The sequence below is a fragment of the Sphingomonas sp. SORGH_AS_0950 genome (genome assembly GCF_030818415.1).
Lineage (GTDB): Bacteria > Pseudomonadota > Alphaproteobacteria > Sphingomonadales > Sphingomonadaceae > Sphingomonas.
Genome location: NZ_JAUTAE010000001.1, coordinates 2505332 through 2521136, shown reverse-complemented (window position 1 = coordinate 2521136; position 15805 = coordinate 2505332). Strand labels below are relative to the sequence as shown.

18 protein-coding genes are annotated in these 15805 nt (G+C 66.7%); 14 read left to right on the top strand and 4 right to left on the bottom strand.

The features are described 5' to 3' along the window. The first annotated feature begins 77 nt into the window (after positions 1–77). On the top strand, positions 78–575 hold the full coding sequence (locus QE385_RS11135; protein WP_373424720.1) for an outer membrane protein assembly factor BamE: 498 nt from the start codon (positions 78–80) through the stop codon (positions 573–575). Positions 576–890: 315 nt separating this feature from the next. Here QE385_RS11135 and rho read toward each other — a convergent pair whose 3' ends face one another. From rho to hemE, 3 genes are all read right to left on the bottom strand, one after another. Further along, positions 891–2147, bottom strand: a complete 1257-nt coding sequence (gene rho / locus QE385_RS11130; RefSeq protein WP_042486922.1) for a transcription termination factor Rho — start codon at positions 2145–2147, stop codon at positions 891–893. A 318-nt stretch (positions 2148–2465) separates the two neighbouring features. Next, positions 2466–2927 (bottom strand): CopD family protein, encoded by a 462-nt coding sequence (locus QE385_RS11125; RefSeq protein ID WP_307101800.1) that lies wholly within the window; start codon positions 2925–2927, stop codon positions 2466–2468. Beyond that, complete coding sequence (hemE, locus tag QE385_RS11120) at positions 2924–3946, bottom strand: uroporphyrinogen decarboxylase (protein WP_307104688.1); 1023 nt, start codon at positions 3944–3946, stop codon at positions 2924–2926. The genes QE385_RS11125 and hemE overlap by 4 nt, the downstream gene beginning before the upstream one ends. A 318-nt stretch (positions 3947–4264) precedes the next feature. Here hemE and QE385_RS11115 point away from each other — a divergent pair, with 318 nt between their 5' ends. The 11 genes from QE385_RS11115 to QE385_RS11065 all read left to right on the top strand — a co-directional run bounded on the left by QE385_RS11115 (position 4265) and on the right by QE385_RS11065 (position 11118). Then, positions 4265–5083, top strand: a complete 819-nt coding sequence (locus QE385_RS11115; RefSeq protein WP_307101798.1) for a pyruvate, water dikinase regulatory protein — start codon at positions 4265–4267, stop codon at positions 5081–5083. Further along, positions 5080–5667, top strand: a complete 588-nt coding sequence (locus tag QE385_RS11110; RefSeq protein ID WP_307101796.1) for a nucleoside triphosphate pyrophosphatase — start codon at positions 5080–5082, stop codon at positions 5665–5667. Before QE385_RS11115 ends, QE385_RS11110 begins: the two co-directional genes overlap by 4 nt. An 11-nt stretch (positions 5668–5678) precedes the next feature. Beyond that, on the top strand, positions 5679–6491 hold the full coding sequence (gene aroE, locus QE385_RS11105; RefSeq protein WP_307101794.1) for a shikimate dehydrogenase: 813 nt from the start codon (positions 5679–5681) through the stop codon (positions 6489–6491). Then, complete coding sequence (gene coaE, locus QE385_RS11100) at positions 6488–7081, top strand: dephospho-CoA kinase (RefSeq protein ID WP_307101792.1); 594 nt, start codon at positions 6488–6490, stop codon at positions 7079–7081. The genes aroE and coaE overlap by 4 nt, the downstream gene beginning before the upstream one ends. Before the next feature lie 7 nt (positions 7082–7088). Beyond that, positions 7089–7784, top strand: coding sequence for a DNA polymerase III subunit epsilon (dnaQ, locus tag QE385_RS11095; RefSeq protein WP_307101790.1), 696 nt, complete (start codon positions 7089–7091; stop codon positions 7782–7784). Between the two features lie 55 nt (positions 7785–7839). Further along, positions 7840–8421 carry a ribosome hibernation-promoting factor, HPF/YfiA family gene (gene hpf, locus QE385_RS11090; protein ID WP_307101788.1) on the top strand — a complete coding sequence of 194 codons (582 nt, stop codon included), beginning with the start codon at positions 7840–7842 and terminating at the stop codon, positions 8419–8421. Positions 8422–8494: 73 nt separating this feature from the next. Beyond that, the gene (locus QE385_RS11085) at positions 8495–8965 is read left to right on the top strand and encodes a PTS sugar transporter subunit IIA (RefSeq protein WP_307101786.1); all 471 of its coding nucleotides are present in this window, start codon (positions 8495–8497) and stop codon (positions 8963–8965) included. Continuing rightward, a complete protein-coding gene (locus QE385_RS11080; RefSeq protein ID WP_307101784.1) occupies positions 8949–9407 on the top strand; it encodes a PaaI family thioesterase in 459 nt (152 codons plus the stop codon). The genes QE385_RS11085 and QE385_RS11080 overlap by 17 nt, the downstream gene beginning before the upstream one ends. Before the next feature lie 4 nt (positions 9408–9411). Then, positions 9412–9753, top strand: coding sequence for a DUF1491 family protein (locus tag QE385_RS11075; protein WP_307101782.1), 342 nt, complete (start codon positions 9412–9414; stop codon positions 9751–9753). A 191-nt stretch (positions 9754–9944) separates the two neighbouring features. Beyond that, positions 9945–10571, top strand: coding sequence for a cell wall hydrolase (locus tag QE385_RS11070; RefSeq protein WP_307101780.1), 627 nt, complete (start codon positions 9945–9947; stop codon positions 10569–10571). Positions 10572–10629: 58 nt separating this feature from the next. Then, positions 10630–11118, top strand: coding sequence for an MmcB family DNA repair protein (locus tag QE385_RS11065; protein WP_307101778.1), 489 nt, complete (start codon positions 10630–10632; stop codon positions 11116–11118). 112 nt (positions 11119–11230) lie between these two features. Here the strand turns inward: QE385_RS11065 and QE385_RS11060 are convergent, their stop codons facing one another. Further along, the gene (locus QE385_RS11060; protein WP_307101776.1) at positions 11231–12670 is read right to left on the bottom strand and encodes a glycoside hydrolase; all 1440 of its coding nucleotides are present in this window, start codon (positions 12668–12670) and stop codon (positions 11231–11233) included. A 185-nt stretch (positions 12671–12855) separates the two neighbouring features. Here QE385_RS11060 and QE385_RS11055 point away from each other — a divergent pair, with 185 nt between their 5' ends. Then, on the top strand, positions 12856–14427 hold the full coding sequence (locus QE385_RS11055; RefSeq protein WP_307101774.1) for an alpha-N-arabinofuranosidase: 1572 nt from the start codon (positions 12856–12858) through the stop codon (positions 14425–14427). Further along, positions 14427–15791 carry a family 43 glycosylhydrolase gene (locus QE385_RS11050; RefSeq protein WP_307101772.1) on the top strand — a complete coding sequence of 455 codons (1365 nt, stop codon included), beginning with the start codon at positions 14427–14429 and terminating at the stop codon, positions 15789–15791. Before QE385_RS11055 ends, QE385_RS11050 begins: the two co-directional genes overlap by 1 nt. Positions 15792–15805 lie beyond the last annotated feature (14 nt).

Genomic DNA, 15805 nt, shown 5'->3' with positions numbered 1-15805 from the left:
GGCATATCGAGGGGGTGACGGTCGAGCGGATCGACCGCCTGTATATTTGCCTGTGCGGCCGATCCCCCGGCCCGGAGATGATGATGAGCGTTTCTTCGACCCGCGCCCTCGGGCTTGGCCTGGCGATGGCCTTGGCCGCGTCGGCCTGCACGCCGCTGCGGTCGCATCAGGGTTATGTGGTCGACACCGATCTCGTCAACTCGATCCAGCCGGGCGTGGATAACCGCCAGTCGGTGCTCCAGACGCTGGGCACGCCGACCATCTCCAGCCAGTTCGGCGGCGGCGACTGGTATTATGTCGCGCGCGACAGCCGCAATCTGGGCTTCAACCTGCCCAAGCCGGCGTCGCAGATCACGCTTCAGATCAGCTTCGACCAGGCGGGCAACGTGACGACGATCCGCCGCTCGGGCGTGGATCAGGTCGCCGACATCTCGCCCTATGGCAAGACCACCCCGACGCTGGGCCGCAAGCGCGGCTTCTTCCAGGACCTGTTCGGCAATATCGGCGCGGTGGGCGCACCCGGCGCAGGTGGCGGCCAGGGCGGTGGCATGGGCGGCGGGCGCACCCGGCCGTAAGGGCCGGAGCGCCTTTCCCCCTTCCATTCCCGCGGGGCGACGTCGAAGCGCATGGTGTGCGTTTCGCCAACGGAGACGCTTGGCCTTCGACTTCGCTCAGGCTGAACGGAGTTTGGGGTGCCCCCCGTTTGGCCGCGCCGCCTGGTAAGCAACGACGCGGCCGTGCCGTGCTTGGACCGGCACGATCCCGAAAGGGGGTGGGATCGGGCCTGCTAACGCCCCAAAACGAAAATGGGTTCGCAAGCGGGACCAATTCCGCCGGCGAACCCCTATTTCCGTAGCGTCGCGGGGCCGCATGACCCCGCCGAGCGCCGGTTACTGGTTCATCGAGTCGAAGAAATCCTCGTTGGTCTTCGAGTTCTTCATCTTGTCGAGCAGGAACTCCATCGAATCGATCGTGCCCATCTGCATGAGGATGCGGCGCAGCACCCACATCTTGGACAGCTTGTCCTTCTCGACCAGCAGCTCTTCCTTGCGGGTGCCCGACTTGCCGACATCCATCGCCGGGAAGATGCGCTTGTCCGCCACCTTGCGGTCGAGGACGATTTCCGAGTTGCCGGTGCCCTTGAACTCTTCGAAGATAACCTCGTCCATGCGGCTGCCGGTGTCGATCAGCGCGGTGGCGATGATCGAGAGCGAGCCGCCCTCCTCGATATTGCGCGCCGCGCCGAAGAAGCGCTTCGGCCGCTGGAGCGCGTTCGCATCGACGCCGCCGGTCAGCACCTTGCCCGACGATGGCACGACCGTGTTGTAGGCGCGGCCCAGACGGGTGATCGAGTCGAGCAGGATGACCACATCCTTCTTGTGCTCGACCAGGCGCTTGGCCTTTTCGATCACCATCTCGGCGACCTGGACGTGGCGCTGCGCCGGTTCGTCGAAGGTCGAGGAGACGACCTCGCCGCGCACCGAGCGCTGCATGTCGGTGACTTCTTCCGGACGCTCGTCGATGAGGAGGACGATCAGGAAGACTTCGGGATGGTTGTCGGTGATCGCCTTGGCGATGTTCTGCAGCATCACCGTCTTACCCACGCGCGGGGGCGCGACGATCAGCGTGCGCTGGCCCTTGCCCTGGGGGCTGACGATGTCGATGACGCGCGCCGACTTGTCCTTCTGGGTCGGGTCGGCGGGGTCGAGGATCAGCTTCTGCTCGGGGTAGAGCGGGGTCAGGTTGTCGAAATTGACGCGGTGGCGGACCGCCTCGGGATCGTCGAAATTGACGCTGGTCAGCTTGGTCAGCGCGAAATAGCGCTCGCCGTCCTTGGGCGCGCGGATCTCGCCTTCCACCGTGTCGCCGGTGCGCAGGCCGTGCTTGCGGACCTGGTTGGGCGAGACATAGATGTCGTCGGGCCCGGCGAGATAGTTCGCTTCCGGCGAGCGCAGGAAGCCGAAACCGTCGGGCAGCACCTCGATCGTGCCCAGCCCCATGATCTGGTCGCCCTTTTCCGCCTGCTCCTTCAGGATGGCGAAGAGCAGGTCCTGCTTGCGCAGCGTCGACGCGCTCTCGACCCCCAGTTCCTCGGCCAGCTGCACGAGGTCGGCGGGGGTCTTCTTCTTCAGGTCTTTCAGATGCATGGGGATCGGTCCGGATGGTCGGAGGGCGTCGGTCGGCGAGGATCGCGGCGAAACGAGGCTGTCGATAAGGAAGCGTACGCGACGCGAGGACCGCGCCGTACAAGATTTGAGTTAGGATTCGGGGACCCCCAAGTCAATGGGGAAAGGGCCCGCCCCCCCATGAGACCCACGCCCCTCCCGCCTGCGGGAGGGGATGGGGGAGGGAAAGGCCGCAGGGGTTGGTCTCGGTGAGACTCCCTGCCCTCCCCCAACCCCTCCCGTTTACGGGAGGGGAGCAAATAGAAGGGCCCTCCCGCCTGCGAGCGGGGAGCAAGAAGGTCAGAACGGCTTGATGACCACCAGTACCACGATCACCGCCGCCGCCAGCGCGGGCACTTCGTTGATCATACGCAGCTGCTTGCCGGTCAGCGTCATCTGCCCCCGCGCCAGCTTTTTGGAATAGCCGACCATCCAGCCATGATAGCCGCTGAGCAGCAGCACGAAGAACAGCTTGGCATGCAGCCATCCCAGCCCCGGCACACCGGAAAACACCCCCAGCGACGCCCCCAGCAACAGCCCCAGCACCCACACCGCGATCATCGCGGGCGTCAGGATGATGGCGCGCAGCTTGCCCTCGCGCTCGACCCAGCGCGCGGCATCCGCCGCATCGCCCGCGACCAGCGCCTCCTGGTGATAGACCAGATAGCGCGGCATCATGAACAGCCCGGCCATCCAGAAGATCACGAAGATGATATGCGCCGCTTTCACCCATTCATAGGCGGCGCCGAGCAGTCCGATCATGATGCGCTCCGTACACGGGCGATCAGCCGCTCGACATGCGCGATCGGCGTGTCGGGCAGGATGCCATGGCCCAGGTTGAAGATATGCGGCCGCTCGGTGAACGCCGCCAGGATGCGGTCGACCGCACCGTCCAGCGCCTCGCCGCCCGCGATCAGCGCCAGCGGGTCGAGATTGCCCTGCACCGGCAGGTCCTCGGGCAGATAGGTGTCGGCCCAGACTGGATCGACCGTCTCGTCCAGCCCGACCGCATCCACCCCCGTCTCACGGGCATAAGCGGGCAGCTTGCCCCCGGCCCCCTTGGGGAAGCCGATGACCGGCACGCCCGGGCAACGCTGGCGGAAACCTTCGACGATCGCGGCATTGGGGGCGATCACCCAGCGCTCGAATTGCGCCGGGCTCAGCGACCCCGCCCAGCTGTCGAACAACTGCACCGCCTCGACCCCGTTGGCGACCTGCCCCGCCAGATAGTCGACGGTCATGGTCACGATCGCATCGATGATTGCGCCGAAGCCAGCCGGGTCGGCATAGGCGAAGCGCCGCGTCTCGCCCTGGTCCTTCGATCCCTGCCCCGCCACCATATAGGTCGCGACCGTCCAGGGAGAGCCCGCAAAGCCCAGAAAGGTGGTCTGGAGCGGCAATTGCGCCTTCACCCCCGCCACGGTGGCATAGACCGGGTCGAGCCGCTCAGGGACGCGCTCGAGGGCACCCAGCGCATGATCGACCAGCGCGGGCGCCAGACGCGGCCCCTCCCCCGCCCCGAAGCTCAGATCCTGGCCCAGCGCCCAGGGGACCATCAGGATGTCGGAGAACAGGATCGCGCCGTCGAACCCGAAGCGCCGGATCGGCTGCACCGTCACCTCGGCCGCCGCCGCCGGATCGGTGGCCAGGGCCAGGAAGCCGCCCTTCTGCGCCCGGAGTTCGCGATACTCGGGCAGATAGCGTCCGGCCTGTCGCATGAGCCACATGGGCGGTGTCGCCTGCCGCTCTCCGTTCAGCACGGCGAGCAGGGGCTTTTGAATCGCAACGTCGGTCAGGAGACCCCCCTTCTTCTAAATAAGAAGATTCTAAGAATGGATTGTTGAAGTGGTTGGCACGTTGGTTGTCGGGATTATGCGGCTCTCCCCGATATGCCAACACGTTGACTCATGGGGAATCGCCGATTCAACGGGATTCGGATTCATGACCCCCGTAACTCACAGGCTGTGGAAAAGAATCGGGCCTGTGAGATTCATTGTGGACGAATCGGTCGTTATCCACCGCCGGTCCGCCGCTTGGCCGGTCGGCGAAGTTACGCTACCGATTCTTCCCATGTTATCCACAGAGTCATTAGGCCGGTCATGACGACGCGGCTCCACCTCCACCTTTTGTCCGATTCCACGGGCGAGACGCTGGAGAACATCGCCAAGGCGGCGCTGGCCCAATATGACGATGTGGAAACCGTCCGGCACTTCTGGCCGATGGTCCGCACCGAGAGCCATCTGGAGCGTATCCTTCAGGAGATCGCGCAGAATCCGGGGCTGGTGATCTATACGCTGGTCAACCCGACGACCCGGCGCGTGCTGGAGAGCCGCTGCCATGCGCTGGGCCTGCCCACGGTCGCGCCGCTCGACCCGGTCAATGCCGCGCTGTCGGGGCTGTTGGGCGTGCAGGCCAAGATGCGGCCCGGTCGCCAGCATGTCCTCGACGCCGCCTATTTCGCGCGGGTCGATGCGATCCAGTTCACCATCGCGCATGACGACGGCATCGCGTGGGAGGAATGGGAGGAGGCCGATATCGTGCTGGCGGGCGTCAGCCGCTCGTCCAAGACGCCGACCTCCATCTATCTCGCCAATCGCGGGTTCAAGACCGCCAACATCCCGATCGTGGTCGAAAGCCCCCCGCCCCCCTTCCTGTTCACGCTGAAAAAGCCGCTGGTCGTCGGGCTGACCACCAGCGCCGACCGGCTGATCGCGATCCGGCGCAACCGGCTGCTCTCGCTGAACCAGGCGCCCGACACCGATTATGTCGAGCAGGAAGCGGTCAATCGCGAACTGACCTTTGCCAGGCGTATGTTCGCCGACAATGACTGGCCGGTGATCGACGTCACCCGCCGCTCGATCGAGGAGACGGCGGCGGCGATCATCTCGCTGGTGAATCAACGAAAGGCCGAAGCATGATCATCCTCGCCTCGCAAAGCGCCTCGCGCCGGGCGATGCTCGACGCCGCCGGAGTGGCCTATGAGGCGTTGCCCGCGCGCGTCGACGAGGCGGGCGTGAAGGCGGCGATGGCGGGCGCCTCCCCCCGCGACCTGTCCGACGCGCTGGCCGAGATGAAGGCGGTGAAGGTGTCGGCGAATGCCGGGCCGGTCCCGGTGCTGGGATCGGATTCGATCGTCGCGCTGGCCGACGGCACGCTGCTCGACAAGCCCGAGAGCCGCGAGGAAGCGGCCGAGCATCTCGCTCGGATGAGCGGAGGCAGCCACGAACTGTGGAGCGCCGCCGTCATCGCCGAACATGGTCGCCCCGTCTGGCGGCATGTCGAGCGCGCCAAACTCCATGTCCGCCCGCTTTCGGGTGCCTTTATCGATCGCTATCTGGATCAGGAATGGCCCGAAATCGCGGGCTGTGTCGGCTGTTTCCGGATCGAGGGGCCCGGCATCCAGCTCTTCTCGCGGATCGAGGGAAGCCATTTCACCATTCTCGGTATGCCGTTGCTGCCCGTGCTGGGCTATCTGCGCGAGCGCGGCTGGATGGCCGCCTGACAGGATTCATGATGACCAAGCCCTATGCAGAGGTGATCGGCGACCCGATCAGCCATTCCAAATCGCCGATCATCCACAATTTCTGGGCCGAGGCGCTGGGCCTCGACGTCGCGTATCGCGCGGTCCACGTCGCGCCCGAGGGGCTGGCGGCCTATTTCGCCGAGCGCAAGGCCGATCCCCATTGGCGCGGCTGCAACGTCACCGTGCCGCACAAGGTCGAGGCGCTGGCGCATGTCGAGGATCGCGGCGACGTCCGCACCACGATCGGCGCGATCAACACGGTGATCCGGGCCGAGGACGGCGCGCTGGTCGGCACCAACACCGATGCGGCGGGATTCTATGCGCCGCTGAGCGGGCTGGACCTCGCGGGGCAGCCGGTGACGGTGATCGGGGCAGGGGGGGCGGCGCGCGCCATCCTGTTCGCGCTGTCGCGCATGGGCGTCGGCCCGGTGACGCTGTTCAACCGCAACGTGCTCAAGGGCGCGGCGCTGCTGTCCTCCTTCGGCCTGAAGGGCCAGGCGCTGCCGATCGGCGCGGCGGTGCCGCCCTCGGCCCTGGTCGTCAACGCGACCAGCCTGGGGATGACCGGTCAGCCGCCGCTCGCCCTCGACCTGTCGGCGCTGCCCGAGGAGGCGGTGGTCTATGACATCGTCTATGCCCCGCTGGAGACCGACCTGCTGGCGGTGGCACGGGCACGCGATCTCGACACGATCGACGGGCTGGAGATGCTGATCGGCCAGGCGGCGGTGGCGTTCGAGCTGTTCTTCGGTGCCGAGCCGCCTCGCGACCGCGACGAGGAACTGCGCGGCCTTCTGCTCGGATGATCGTCCTCGGGCTGACCGGCTCGATCGGCATGGGCAAGTCCACCGTCGCGCAGATGTTCCGCGACGAGGGCGTGCCGGTGTTCGACGCCGATGCCTGTGTCCACCAGCTTCAGGGGCCGGGCGGGCGGCTGGTCGCGGCGATCGAATCGGCCTTTCCCGGCACCACCGATGCGAACGGCGTGAATCGCACGGCGCTGGGGCGCGCGGTGCTGGGCGATGATTCGGCGATGCGGCGGCTCGAGCGGATCGTCCACCCGGCGGTCCAGGCCGAGCGCGCCGCCTTTCTCCACCGCCATGCCGACGCGCCGCTGGTCGTCGTCGACGTGCCTTTGCTGTTCGAAACGGGCGGGGATAAGGCTGTGGATAAGGTGTTGGTCGTATCGGCAGAACCCGCCGTGCAGGAGGCCAGGGTGTTGGCAAGGCCCGGCATGACGCGCGAGAAATTAGACGCGATTCTCGCACGTCAGCTGTCCGATGCCGACAAGCGCGCGCGCGCCGATCACGTCATCGCGACCGATATTCCCATCACCGACACAAAGCGCGCGGTGCAGCGGCTGATCACTTGCATGCGGGACTCCGAAGTCCGATAGTCGGGGCATGAGAGAGATCGTTTTCGACACCGAAACGACAGGGTTCAAATTTTCGGAAGGCGACCGGCTGGTCGAAATCGGCTGTGTCGAACTGGTCAACCGGGTCGAGACGGGGCGGACCTATCACGCCTATTTCAACCCCGAACGCGCCATGCCCCCCGAGGCGCAGGCGATCCACGGCCTGTCCGACGCCTTTCTGAAGGACAAGCCGGTCTTCGCCCAGGGCGTGGCCGAGTTTCTCGACTTCATCGGCGACGCGCCGCTGATCGCGCACAATGCGACCTTCGACTTCGGCTTCATCAATGGCGAGCTGGGCGCGCTGGGCTTTCCGCCTGTCTGCGAGAGGACGCGGATGGTCGATACGCTGGCCATCGCGCGCAGCAAGCATCCGGGGGCCAAGCATACGCTCGACGCGCTGTGTTCGCGTTACGGCGTCGACCGGTCGCACCGCGTGCTGCACGGCGCGCTGCTCGACGCGCAGCTGCTGGCACAGGTCTATGTTGAGCTTATGGGCGGGCGCCAGATCGGGCTGGGCCTGCTGGCCGAGACCATGGTGGAGGCGGGGCCGGTCGTCGTCGCCCGCGCGCCCGCCAAAGTCCTGCCGCCGCGCATCTTCCGCCCCAGCGAGGGGGAACTTGCCGCCCATGCCGCGTTTCTAAAGGGTATCACCGATCCGATTTGGGGGGCCGAGGCGTCCGGTTGACGCCACGGGACAGGCCAAAAGGACCGTCCCAGTCGTGTAAGACAAGGAGAAGACGATGGATATCCGGATTTCTGGTCATCAGGTCGAAACGGGCGACGCGCTGCGGACCCATGTGACGGACCGGCTTCAGGGTATCGCCGAGAAATATTTCGCCCGCGCCATGTCGTCGGAGGTGACGTTCGGCAAGGGGCCGCACGATATCGGCTTCAAATGCGATATCGTCATGCACGTGACCCGCGGCCTCGTCCTGAAGGGCCGCCACGATGCACAGGACGCGCATCTGTCCTTCGACGGCGCCGCCACCAAGATCGAAAAGCAGCTGCGCCGTTACTCGCGCCGCCTGAAGGATCGCAATGCGGGCCAGGCGATCGAACTGGCCGAGGCGGGGGCCTATGATGCGGGCTATACCCTGTTCGCCGAACAGGTCGATGAAGATGAGGCGGGCGATGCACCCCTGATCATCGCCGAAACCCGCGTCGACATTCCCGATGCCAGCGTGTCCGATGCCGTGATGATGCTCGACCTGCGCAATACAGCCGCGCTGTTGTTCAAGAATTCGGGCACCGGATCGTATAACATGGTGTATCGCCGTGGCGACGGAACCATTGGCTGGGTCGAACCGCAGCGGGGCGGCTGACCTTTAAGCCCCTATCGTTCTTCCGCGTGGCCCGCTAATAGCCGGGCCGCGCGGGGGCGCACCGGAAAAAACGATGAACGACTTTAGCGATCTGTTGCGCCACGAAACCGTGCTGGCCGGTGTTACGGCCGCGAACAAGAAAAGCCTGTTTCCGGTTCTGGCGACGGCGGCGTCCGGTCCTGCCGGACAGAGCGCCAAGATACTGACCGACGTGCTGGTCGAGCGCGAGAAGCTGGGCTCCACCGGTTTCGGCGGCGGCATCGCCATTCCGCATGGCAAGGTTGCCGGGCTCGACCAGATCGTCGGCGTGTTCGCGCGGCTGGCGCAGCCGGTCGATTTCCAGGCGGTCGACGACATGCCGGTCGACCTGGTCTTTGCGATGTTCTCCCCCGCCGATGCGGGCTCCGCGCATCTCAAGGCGCTGGCGCGTGTCTCGCGGCGGCTGCGCGACAAGGGCTTCGTCGCCAAGCTGCGCGGGGCCGGGTCGCCCGACGCGATCTGGGCGCTGCTGACCCAGGACGAGGCGCGTGACGCCGCGGCCTGAAGGCGAGGCCGCGCATTTCCGGGCGCTGGAGGCGCTCTATGCCGAGGCACCGATCAACCGGCTGTTCGACTCCACGCTGGAGATTCCCGAACCCGGCGTCGCGCGCATCCGCTTCCGGGTGGACGAGCGCCATTATCATGCGGCGGGGGCGGCGCATGGCACCAGCTATTTCAAGATGCTGGACGATGCGGCCTTTTATGCCTGCAACAGCCTGGTCACCGATCGCTTCCTGCTGACGACGCAGTTCAACCTGCTGCTCACCCGGCCGATGCGGGCGGGGGCGGTCGTCGCCGAGGGGCGCTGGGTCAGCGGACGGCGTCGGGTGTTCGTGGCGGATGCGCGATTGATCGACGCCGATGGCGAAGAGGTCGCGCGCGGCACCGGCACCTTCATGCGCTCGCAGATCGCGCTGGCGGGGCTGCCCGGCTATCGGGCGGGTTGAGGCGATGGACGGTCGCCTGCCGAGCGGGATGCTGGTCACCGCGCTGCTCCGCCGGATGAACGATAGCGGCGGCATGGGCATGGTGCTGGCCAAGGGCGATCCGCAGGCGGGGGGCATATTGGTGATCGTCGTCGATACCGACCCCGCCACCGCCGAGCGCCGCGAGCGCGTGCTGGAGCGGGGGCTCGGCTCCGACGGCCTAACCGCGCTGATCGATTCGACGCCTGCAAACGATATTTTAAGCTATTGGCGCCGCCGCCGGTCGCGCGATCCCGACCTGTGGGTGATCGAACTGGATGGCGCTTCGGCGGAACGCTTCACCGCTGAAACGATCCTGCAACATTGACGAACGCGGCCGGATCGGCCACGAGCCCCCCATCTTAAAGTCGCGTTGTGCCGCGCTGGGTGCGATCCGGTCGGTTACGCAGTCGGGGGGAAGCCCGGACGAGTGCCCTTTGGGCTGCTCGGGTCCGTGATCCAACCGCATGTCTGTTCGAGTGAATGACGGTTTTCAAGCGAGTCGCGGCTACTGCGGCCATGGCTCTTTCCCTGGCGGGACTTCTCGCCACCAGCACCCCCAGCCTGGCGACCAATGTCGCCGCCAATGCTGCCGGTGGTGCCGTACCAGCCACGGCGATGGCTGTTTCCGGGATCAACGCCGCCGATCTGGCGATGGTTCCCCAGAGCGCCCGGGCCACCATGTCCGCGCTTCCCGATCTTTCCCAGGTTTCCGAAGCGGATGACGCCGGCGAATATGAAACGCTGGCCGAGGCCGTGGCCGCCCAGGACGAGATGGCGTCGAGCGAAGAGCTCCGCTGCCTTGCCGGTGCGATTTATTTCGAGGGTCGCGGCGAACCGCTCGCCGGTCAGCTCGCCGTCGCCCAGGTCATCCTGAACCGCACCAAGTCGGGCCGTTTCCCGACCAGCGTGTGCGACGTCATCAAGCAGCGCGGCCAGTTCAGCTTCGTGCGCGGTGGCGAGATTCCCTCGGTCAGCCCGTCGCGCGCCGCCTATCGCACCGCCATCGCGGTCGCGCAGGTCGCGCTGTCCCAGGCGTGGGACAGCACCGCGGGCAAGGCGCTGTACTTCAACACCCCCGGCAACCGTCCGGGCGTGCGGGTGCAGAAGGTCGCCGCGATCGGCAATCACATCTTCTATCGCTGATCCGGTCCCGCTCTGGCGGGGCTTTGCGTTTGTTCGTCAAATGTTCTAAGTGGGTGGCATGTTGGACATGCCGCCCGCTTCGTGTGTCGACGATCCCGCCTCGCCGCTCTGCGCCGCCGATGTCGCGCGCGGCGTGACGCGGATGCTGCTCCGCCACGATCTGATCACCATCCCCGAGGTTCCGCTGGACGGCGGCCGCCGCGCCGACCTGATGGCGCTCGACGCGCGCGGGCAGGCGGTGATCGTCGAGATCAAGGTGTCGCGCGCCGACATGCTGGGCGACGGCAAATGGCCCGACTATTTGGCGCATTGCGACCGCTTCTACTGGGCGGTGCCTGCCGGGTTCGACTGGTCGCCGCTGGAGGGCGCCGCCTTCCTGCCCGAGCGGACCGGGATCATCGTCGCCGACCGCTATGACGCCGCGATCGTCCGGGAGGCGCACAGCGTGCCGCTGCCCGCCCATATCCGCAAGAAGGTGACGCTGAACTTCGCCAGGCGGGCGGGGCGGCGGATGATCGGGCTGACCGATCCCGATGCTGGGATGTGATTCCCTTGGCCTTCGACTTCGCTCAGGCTGAACGGCGTGAGGGAATGGAGATGCCCCCCAAACCTCGTTCAGACTGAGCGAAGTCGAAGGCCACGCCCCGACCGCCCGTAAACTACCGCGTCAAAACCAGCGTCACGATCGACCGTGGCGGCGCCACCGTCGAATCCACTGCCTCGGCATGATGCCCCGCATCGGTCAGGAACGCCCGACGCTGCCACCGCCCTGGCACCGCGACGGTCAGCGGGCGCGGGGATAGCCCCGGATTGACATGGACCAGCACCAGCCGCCGTCCGTCGGGGGACAGCGCCGCGACCGTGTCCATATCGTCCACCGGCACCAGCCGATCCCCCGGCCGGATGAAGCGGCTGAACTGCGCCATCGCCCAATATTTGCCGGTGACGTGAATCGCATGCGGACGATCCGCCGCGCCTTGCAGGTCGGCCTTGACGATGCCCCAGTTCGATCCCTTCTGCCCGTCGCGCGTGCTCAGATCCTCGACCGCCTGCCAGAAGACCCAGGCGGCGGGTTCCAGCCGCTTGATGTCCCCCACGACATGCTCGGCAAAGGCCAAAGGCGTCGCCATCCCGGTAAAATCCTCGGGATCGCGCGACAGCGGGGTGTCGTTCTCGCTCATCCACAGCCGGATGCCCGACGATCGCGCAATGTCGCGCACCGCCGTCTGGTGGACGCTGCCATAGCTGTGGACGTTGAGCTGGCCGATCGCCGCGCGGGTCGCGGGCGGATAGGCGGCCCAGTCCTCGACGAACAGATGCGAGGCGGTCTCGTCGGGCGCGCCGACCACGGTCGCCAGGCCCTGCGCCTTCAGCGCGGCGGCGGTCGCGTCGATCATCATTGCCTGTCGCCGGGGCGACCAGTGCGCGCCCTCCTGGGTGTTGGCGGCGAACCAGTAATCGGTGTTGGGCTCGTTGACCGGCGACAGGGTGCGAAAGGCGATATGGTGGCGCTGCTGCAATTCGCGGGTCGCGCGGACCAGATAGGTGGCGAAGGCGCCCTCCATGCCGGGGCGCAGATTGTCGTCGGTGCCCTTTTCCGCGCCCGATACGCGCCCGCTGACCGTCATGAACCAGGGCGGCGAGTTGGAGAAGGCCTCGAAGATCGGCTGCTTGACCCGCACCCGGATCGCGTCCAGCCACCAGCGCTGGTTGGCGTCCTGGTTCCAGTCCCACATGGCGGGGTCCTCGGGCCGCCACCAGTCCTTGCCCGTCACACCGGCGGGTTGTCGCCAGAAGCCCGGAACCGCGCGGCCGACCTTCATATAGGGCTTGGTATCGGCGGCATTGCCGCCCCCGATATTATAGCGCGCGATCGTCCAGCCCAGGCCGCCCGGACCATAGAAGAGATCGGCCAGCCGCGTCCGCTCCGCCTCGGGCCAGCCGCCGGTGACATGCGCGAACCAGGCGAGCGCGGTGCCCCAGCCCTCGAAGACGGTTGAGGGGCGATCGATGGCGGGGCGCAGCGTGACGGGCACCGGGCGATCCGGCGCGGGCGACTGCGCCGCCACCGACGACGCCGACAAAATCATCCCCAACATGGCCGCGACCCGACCGCCGCGCCTTGCCCGATCCGCCCAAAACCCCATCGCCTGCTCCCCGCATGACCCGATTACGCAGGCATCTTAGCGGAGGAGGGGATGATCGCGTCAATCCATGGTGGAAAGGGGGCTGTTTTTTACTCGGACAATAATCCATCATGCCCGCATCAGGCAGAGGAGAATCCATGAAAAGGGCAACCAAGTTTCTGTTCGCGGCGGCGCTCGCCACCCTGTCGCTGAACGGAGCGTCGGCAACCGCGCAGACGGCACCGACGAGCGGCGGCGATCAGGTGGCGGTGCATGGCGACCGTCCCGGCGCGGTCTATGACCGCCACATCTTCGGTCAGTTCGCCGAGCATCTGGGCACCGGCATCTATCCAGGCATCTGGGTGGGCAAGGGCAGCAAGATCCCCAACATCAACGGCTATCGCCGCGACGTGATCGACGCGCTGAAGGCGATTCGCGTGCCGGTGATCCGCTGGCCGGGCGGCTGCTTCGCCGACGAATATCACTGGCGCGAAGGCGTCGGTCCGCAGGCCAAGCGCCTGACCAAGGTCAACACCAACTGGGGCGGCGTGACCGAGGATAACAGCTTCGGCACCAACGAATTCATGAACTATACCGAGCTGGTCGGCGCCGAGGCCTATGTCTCGGGCAATGTCGGCTCGTCCGCGCCGTCCGAAATGGCCGAGTGGGTCGAATATATGACCTTCCCGTCCAAATCGACCTATGCCGAGGAGCGCCGCCGGAACGGCCGCGACCGCCCATGGAAGCTGGCGATGTTCGGCATCGGCAACGAGCTGTGGGGCTGCGGCGGCAATATGCGCCCCGAATATGCCGCCGACGTGACGCGCCGCTATTCCACCTTCCTGAAGGTGCCCGCGGGCGAGAAGCTGATGAAGATCGCCAGCGGCGCCAACAGTGACGACTATAACTGGACCGAGGTGATGATGCGCGAGGCGGGCAACCACTTCGACGGCATCGGTGTCCATTATTACACCATCCCCGGCTCGTGGGAAAAGAAGGGCGCGGCGACCGGCTTCGACGAGGAGGCCTGGGCGCGCACCCTGTCCAAGACGCTGAAGATGGACGAGCTGATCACCCGCCACGCGGCGATCATGGACAAATACGACCCCCGGAAGCGGGTCGCGCTGCTCGTCGACGAATGGGGCACCTGGTATGACGTAGAGCCCGGCACCAATCCGGGCTTCCTGTTCCAGCAGAACAGCCTGCGCGACGCGATGGTGACGAGCCTGAACCTCGACATCTTCGCCAAGCATGCCGACCGGGTGCGCGGGGCCAATATCGCGCAGATGGTCAATGTGCTCCAGGCGATGCTGCTGACCGATGGCGCGCGGATGGTGAAGACGCCGACCTATTGGGTGTTCGACATGTACAAGGACTATCAGGACGCCACCGTCCTGCCGGTCGATGTCCAGTCGCGCTGGTACAGCAAGAACCAGTGGGTGATGAAGGCGGTCAGCGCCTCGGCGGTGCGCGACAAGGCGGGCGTGGTCCATGTCGGCCTGACCAATGTCGATCCCAACCAGCCCGCGACCGTCACCGTCAAGCTGGACGGCCTGAACGCCGCGCAGGTGTCGGGCCGCATCCTGACGGGTGCGACGATGGACGCGCACAACACGTTCGACGCGCCCAGCCAGGTCGCGCCGCAGCCGTTCAGCGGCGCGACGCTGTCGGGGGGCATGCTGAGCGTGCAGATCCCGGCCAAGTCGGTCGTGATGCTGGACCTGCGCTGATGAAGGTCCGCGCCGGGGCGCTGGTCGCCGCCATCCTGCTCGCCCCTATGGCGTTCGTCGGGACGGCGGGGTCCGCCGCGCCCCGACGCGACCTTTCGTGGAACAGTCCGGGAGCGGGCAATCCGCTGCTGCCCGGCTATTTCGCCGACCCCTCCATCGTGCGCGATGGGGGGCGTTGGTATATCTTCGCGACGGTCGATCCCTGGGGCGACGACCGGCTGGGGCTCTGGACCTCGGACAATGGCCGCGACTGGACCTTCTCTCAGCCGAACTGGCCGACCAAGCAGGCGGCGACCAGCCCGACCTCGGGCGATGCCAAGGTCTGGGCGCCCTCGGTGGTCAAGGCGGCGAACGGCCGCTGGTACATGTATGTCTCGGTCGGCAGCGAGGTGTGGGTCGGCTCCGCGCCGTCGCCGGCGGGGCCCTGGGCCGATGCCAATGGCGGCAAGCCGCTGATCGCGCGCGATTTCGCGCCCCAATATCACATGATCGACGCCGAGGCGTTCGTCGACGATGACGGCCAGGCCTATCTCTATTGGGGATCGGGGCTGAACTGGGTCAACGGGCATTGCTTCGTCGTGAAGCTGAAGCCCGACATGGTGCATTTCGACGGCGAACCCCGCGACGTGACCCCGGAAAACTATTTCGAGGGCCCCTTCGTGGTGAAGGAGAAGGGCCGCTATCTGCTGACCTATAGCGACGGCAACACGACCAAGGACACGTACAAGGTCCGCTATGCGGTCGGCCGCTCGCCGATGGGGCCGTTCACCGAGGCCGCCGACAGCCCGATCCTGCAGACCGATGCGGCCAAGCAGATCATCAGCCCCGGCCATCACGCGATCTTCGCGGACAAGGGGCGATCCTATATCCTCTATCACCGACAGGCGTTGCCCTTCGTCATGGGCAGCGAGCGGGTGTTGCGGCAGGTGGCGGTCGATCCGCTGACCGTGCGCGCCGACGGGACGCTGGCGCAGGTCGCGCCCAGCCATGACCCGGCCATCCCCGCCTTCGCCGCGCAGCGGACCCGCGGTCTGCGCTGGACGGGGCAGGGGGCGGCGGCGCTGGCGGCGGACGATAATTATGCGACCGCCTGGCGGCCCGAAGCGGGGCAGCCGCCGGTGCTGACCGCCGATCTGGGCCGGATGCGCGCGATCCGCGAAAGCCGGATCCGCCCGGCCTTCGTGATCCAGCCACAGGATATCCGGATCGAGGCATCGCCCGACGGCCGCCAGTGGCGCGAGGTCGCGGCGGCGAAGGGGGTGAGCGGGTCGCCGATCGTGCTGCGCCATCCGGTCACGGCGCGCTTCCTGCGCATGACGGTGCAAGCCAGGGAGCCCGCCATCCTGGAATGGTCGCTCTTCTGATCCGCCTGTCATAA

Bases quoted from the DNA above. Each gene is read 5' to 3' on its own strand.
- QE385_RS11065 (WP_307101778.1), top strand. From the start codon at position 10,630: ATGTTGGACATGCCGCCCGCTTCGTGTGTCGACGATCCCGCCTCGCCG.
- rho (WP_042486922.1), bottom strand. From the start codon at position 2,147: ATGCATCTGAAAGACCTGAAGAAGAAGACCCCCGCCGACCTCGTGCAG.
- QE385_RS11135 (WP_373424720.1), top strand. From the start codon at position 78: ATGATGATGAGCGTTTCTTCGACCCGCGCCCTCGGGCTTGGCCTGGCG.
- QE385_RS11125 (WP_307101800.1), bottom strand. From the start codon at position 2,927: ATGATCGGACTGCTCGGCGCCGCCTATGAATGGGTGAAAGCGGCGCAT.
- QE385_RS11110 (WP_307101796.1), top strand. From the start codon at position 5,080: ATGATCATCCTCGCCTCGCAAAGCGCCTCGCGCCGGGCGATGCTCGAC.
- QE385_RS11070 (WP_307101780.1), top strand. From the start codon at position 9,945: ATGGCTCTTTCCCTGGCGGGACTTCTCGCCACCAGCACCCCCAGCCTG.
- coaE (WP_307101792.1), top strand. From the start codon at position 6,488: ATGATCGTCCTCGGGCTGACCGGCTCGATCGGCATGGGCAAGTCCACC.
- QE385_RS11085 (WP_307101786.1), top strand. From the start codon at position 8,495: ATGAACGACTTTAGCGATCTGTTGCGCCACGAAACCGTGCTGGCCGGT.
- QE385_RS11115 (WP_307101798.1), top strand. From the start codon at position 4,265: ATGACGACGCGGCTCCACCTCCACCTTTTGTCCGATTCCACGGGCGAG.
- QE385_RS11050 (WP_307101772.1), top strand. From the start codon at position 14,427: ATGAAGGTCCGCGCCGGGGCGCTGGTCGCCGCCATCCTGCTCGCCCCT.
- QE385_RS11075 (WP_307101782.1), top strand. From the start codon at position 9,412: ATGGACGGTCGCCTGCCGAGCGGGATGCTGGTCACCGCGCTGCTCCGC.
- hpf (WP_307101788.1), top strand. From the start codon at position 7,840: ATGGATATCCGGATTTCTGGTCATCAGGTCGAAACGGGCGACGCGCTG.
- aroE (WP_307101794.1), top strand. From the start codon at position 5,679: ATGACCAAGCCCTATGCAGAGGTGATCGGCGACCCGATCAGCCATTCC.
- dnaQ (WP_307101790.1), top strand. From the start codon at position 7,089: ATGAGAGAGATCGTTTTCGACACCGAAACGACAGGGTTCAAATTTTCG.
- QE385_RS11055 (WP_307101774.1), top strand. From the start codon at position 12,856: ATGAAAAGGGCAACCAAGTTTCTGTTCGCGGCGGCGCTCGCCACCCTG.
- QE385_RS11060 (WP_307101776.1), bottom strand. From the start codon at position 12,670: ATGTTGGGGATGATTTTGTCGGCGTCGTCGGTGGCGGCGCAGTCGCCC.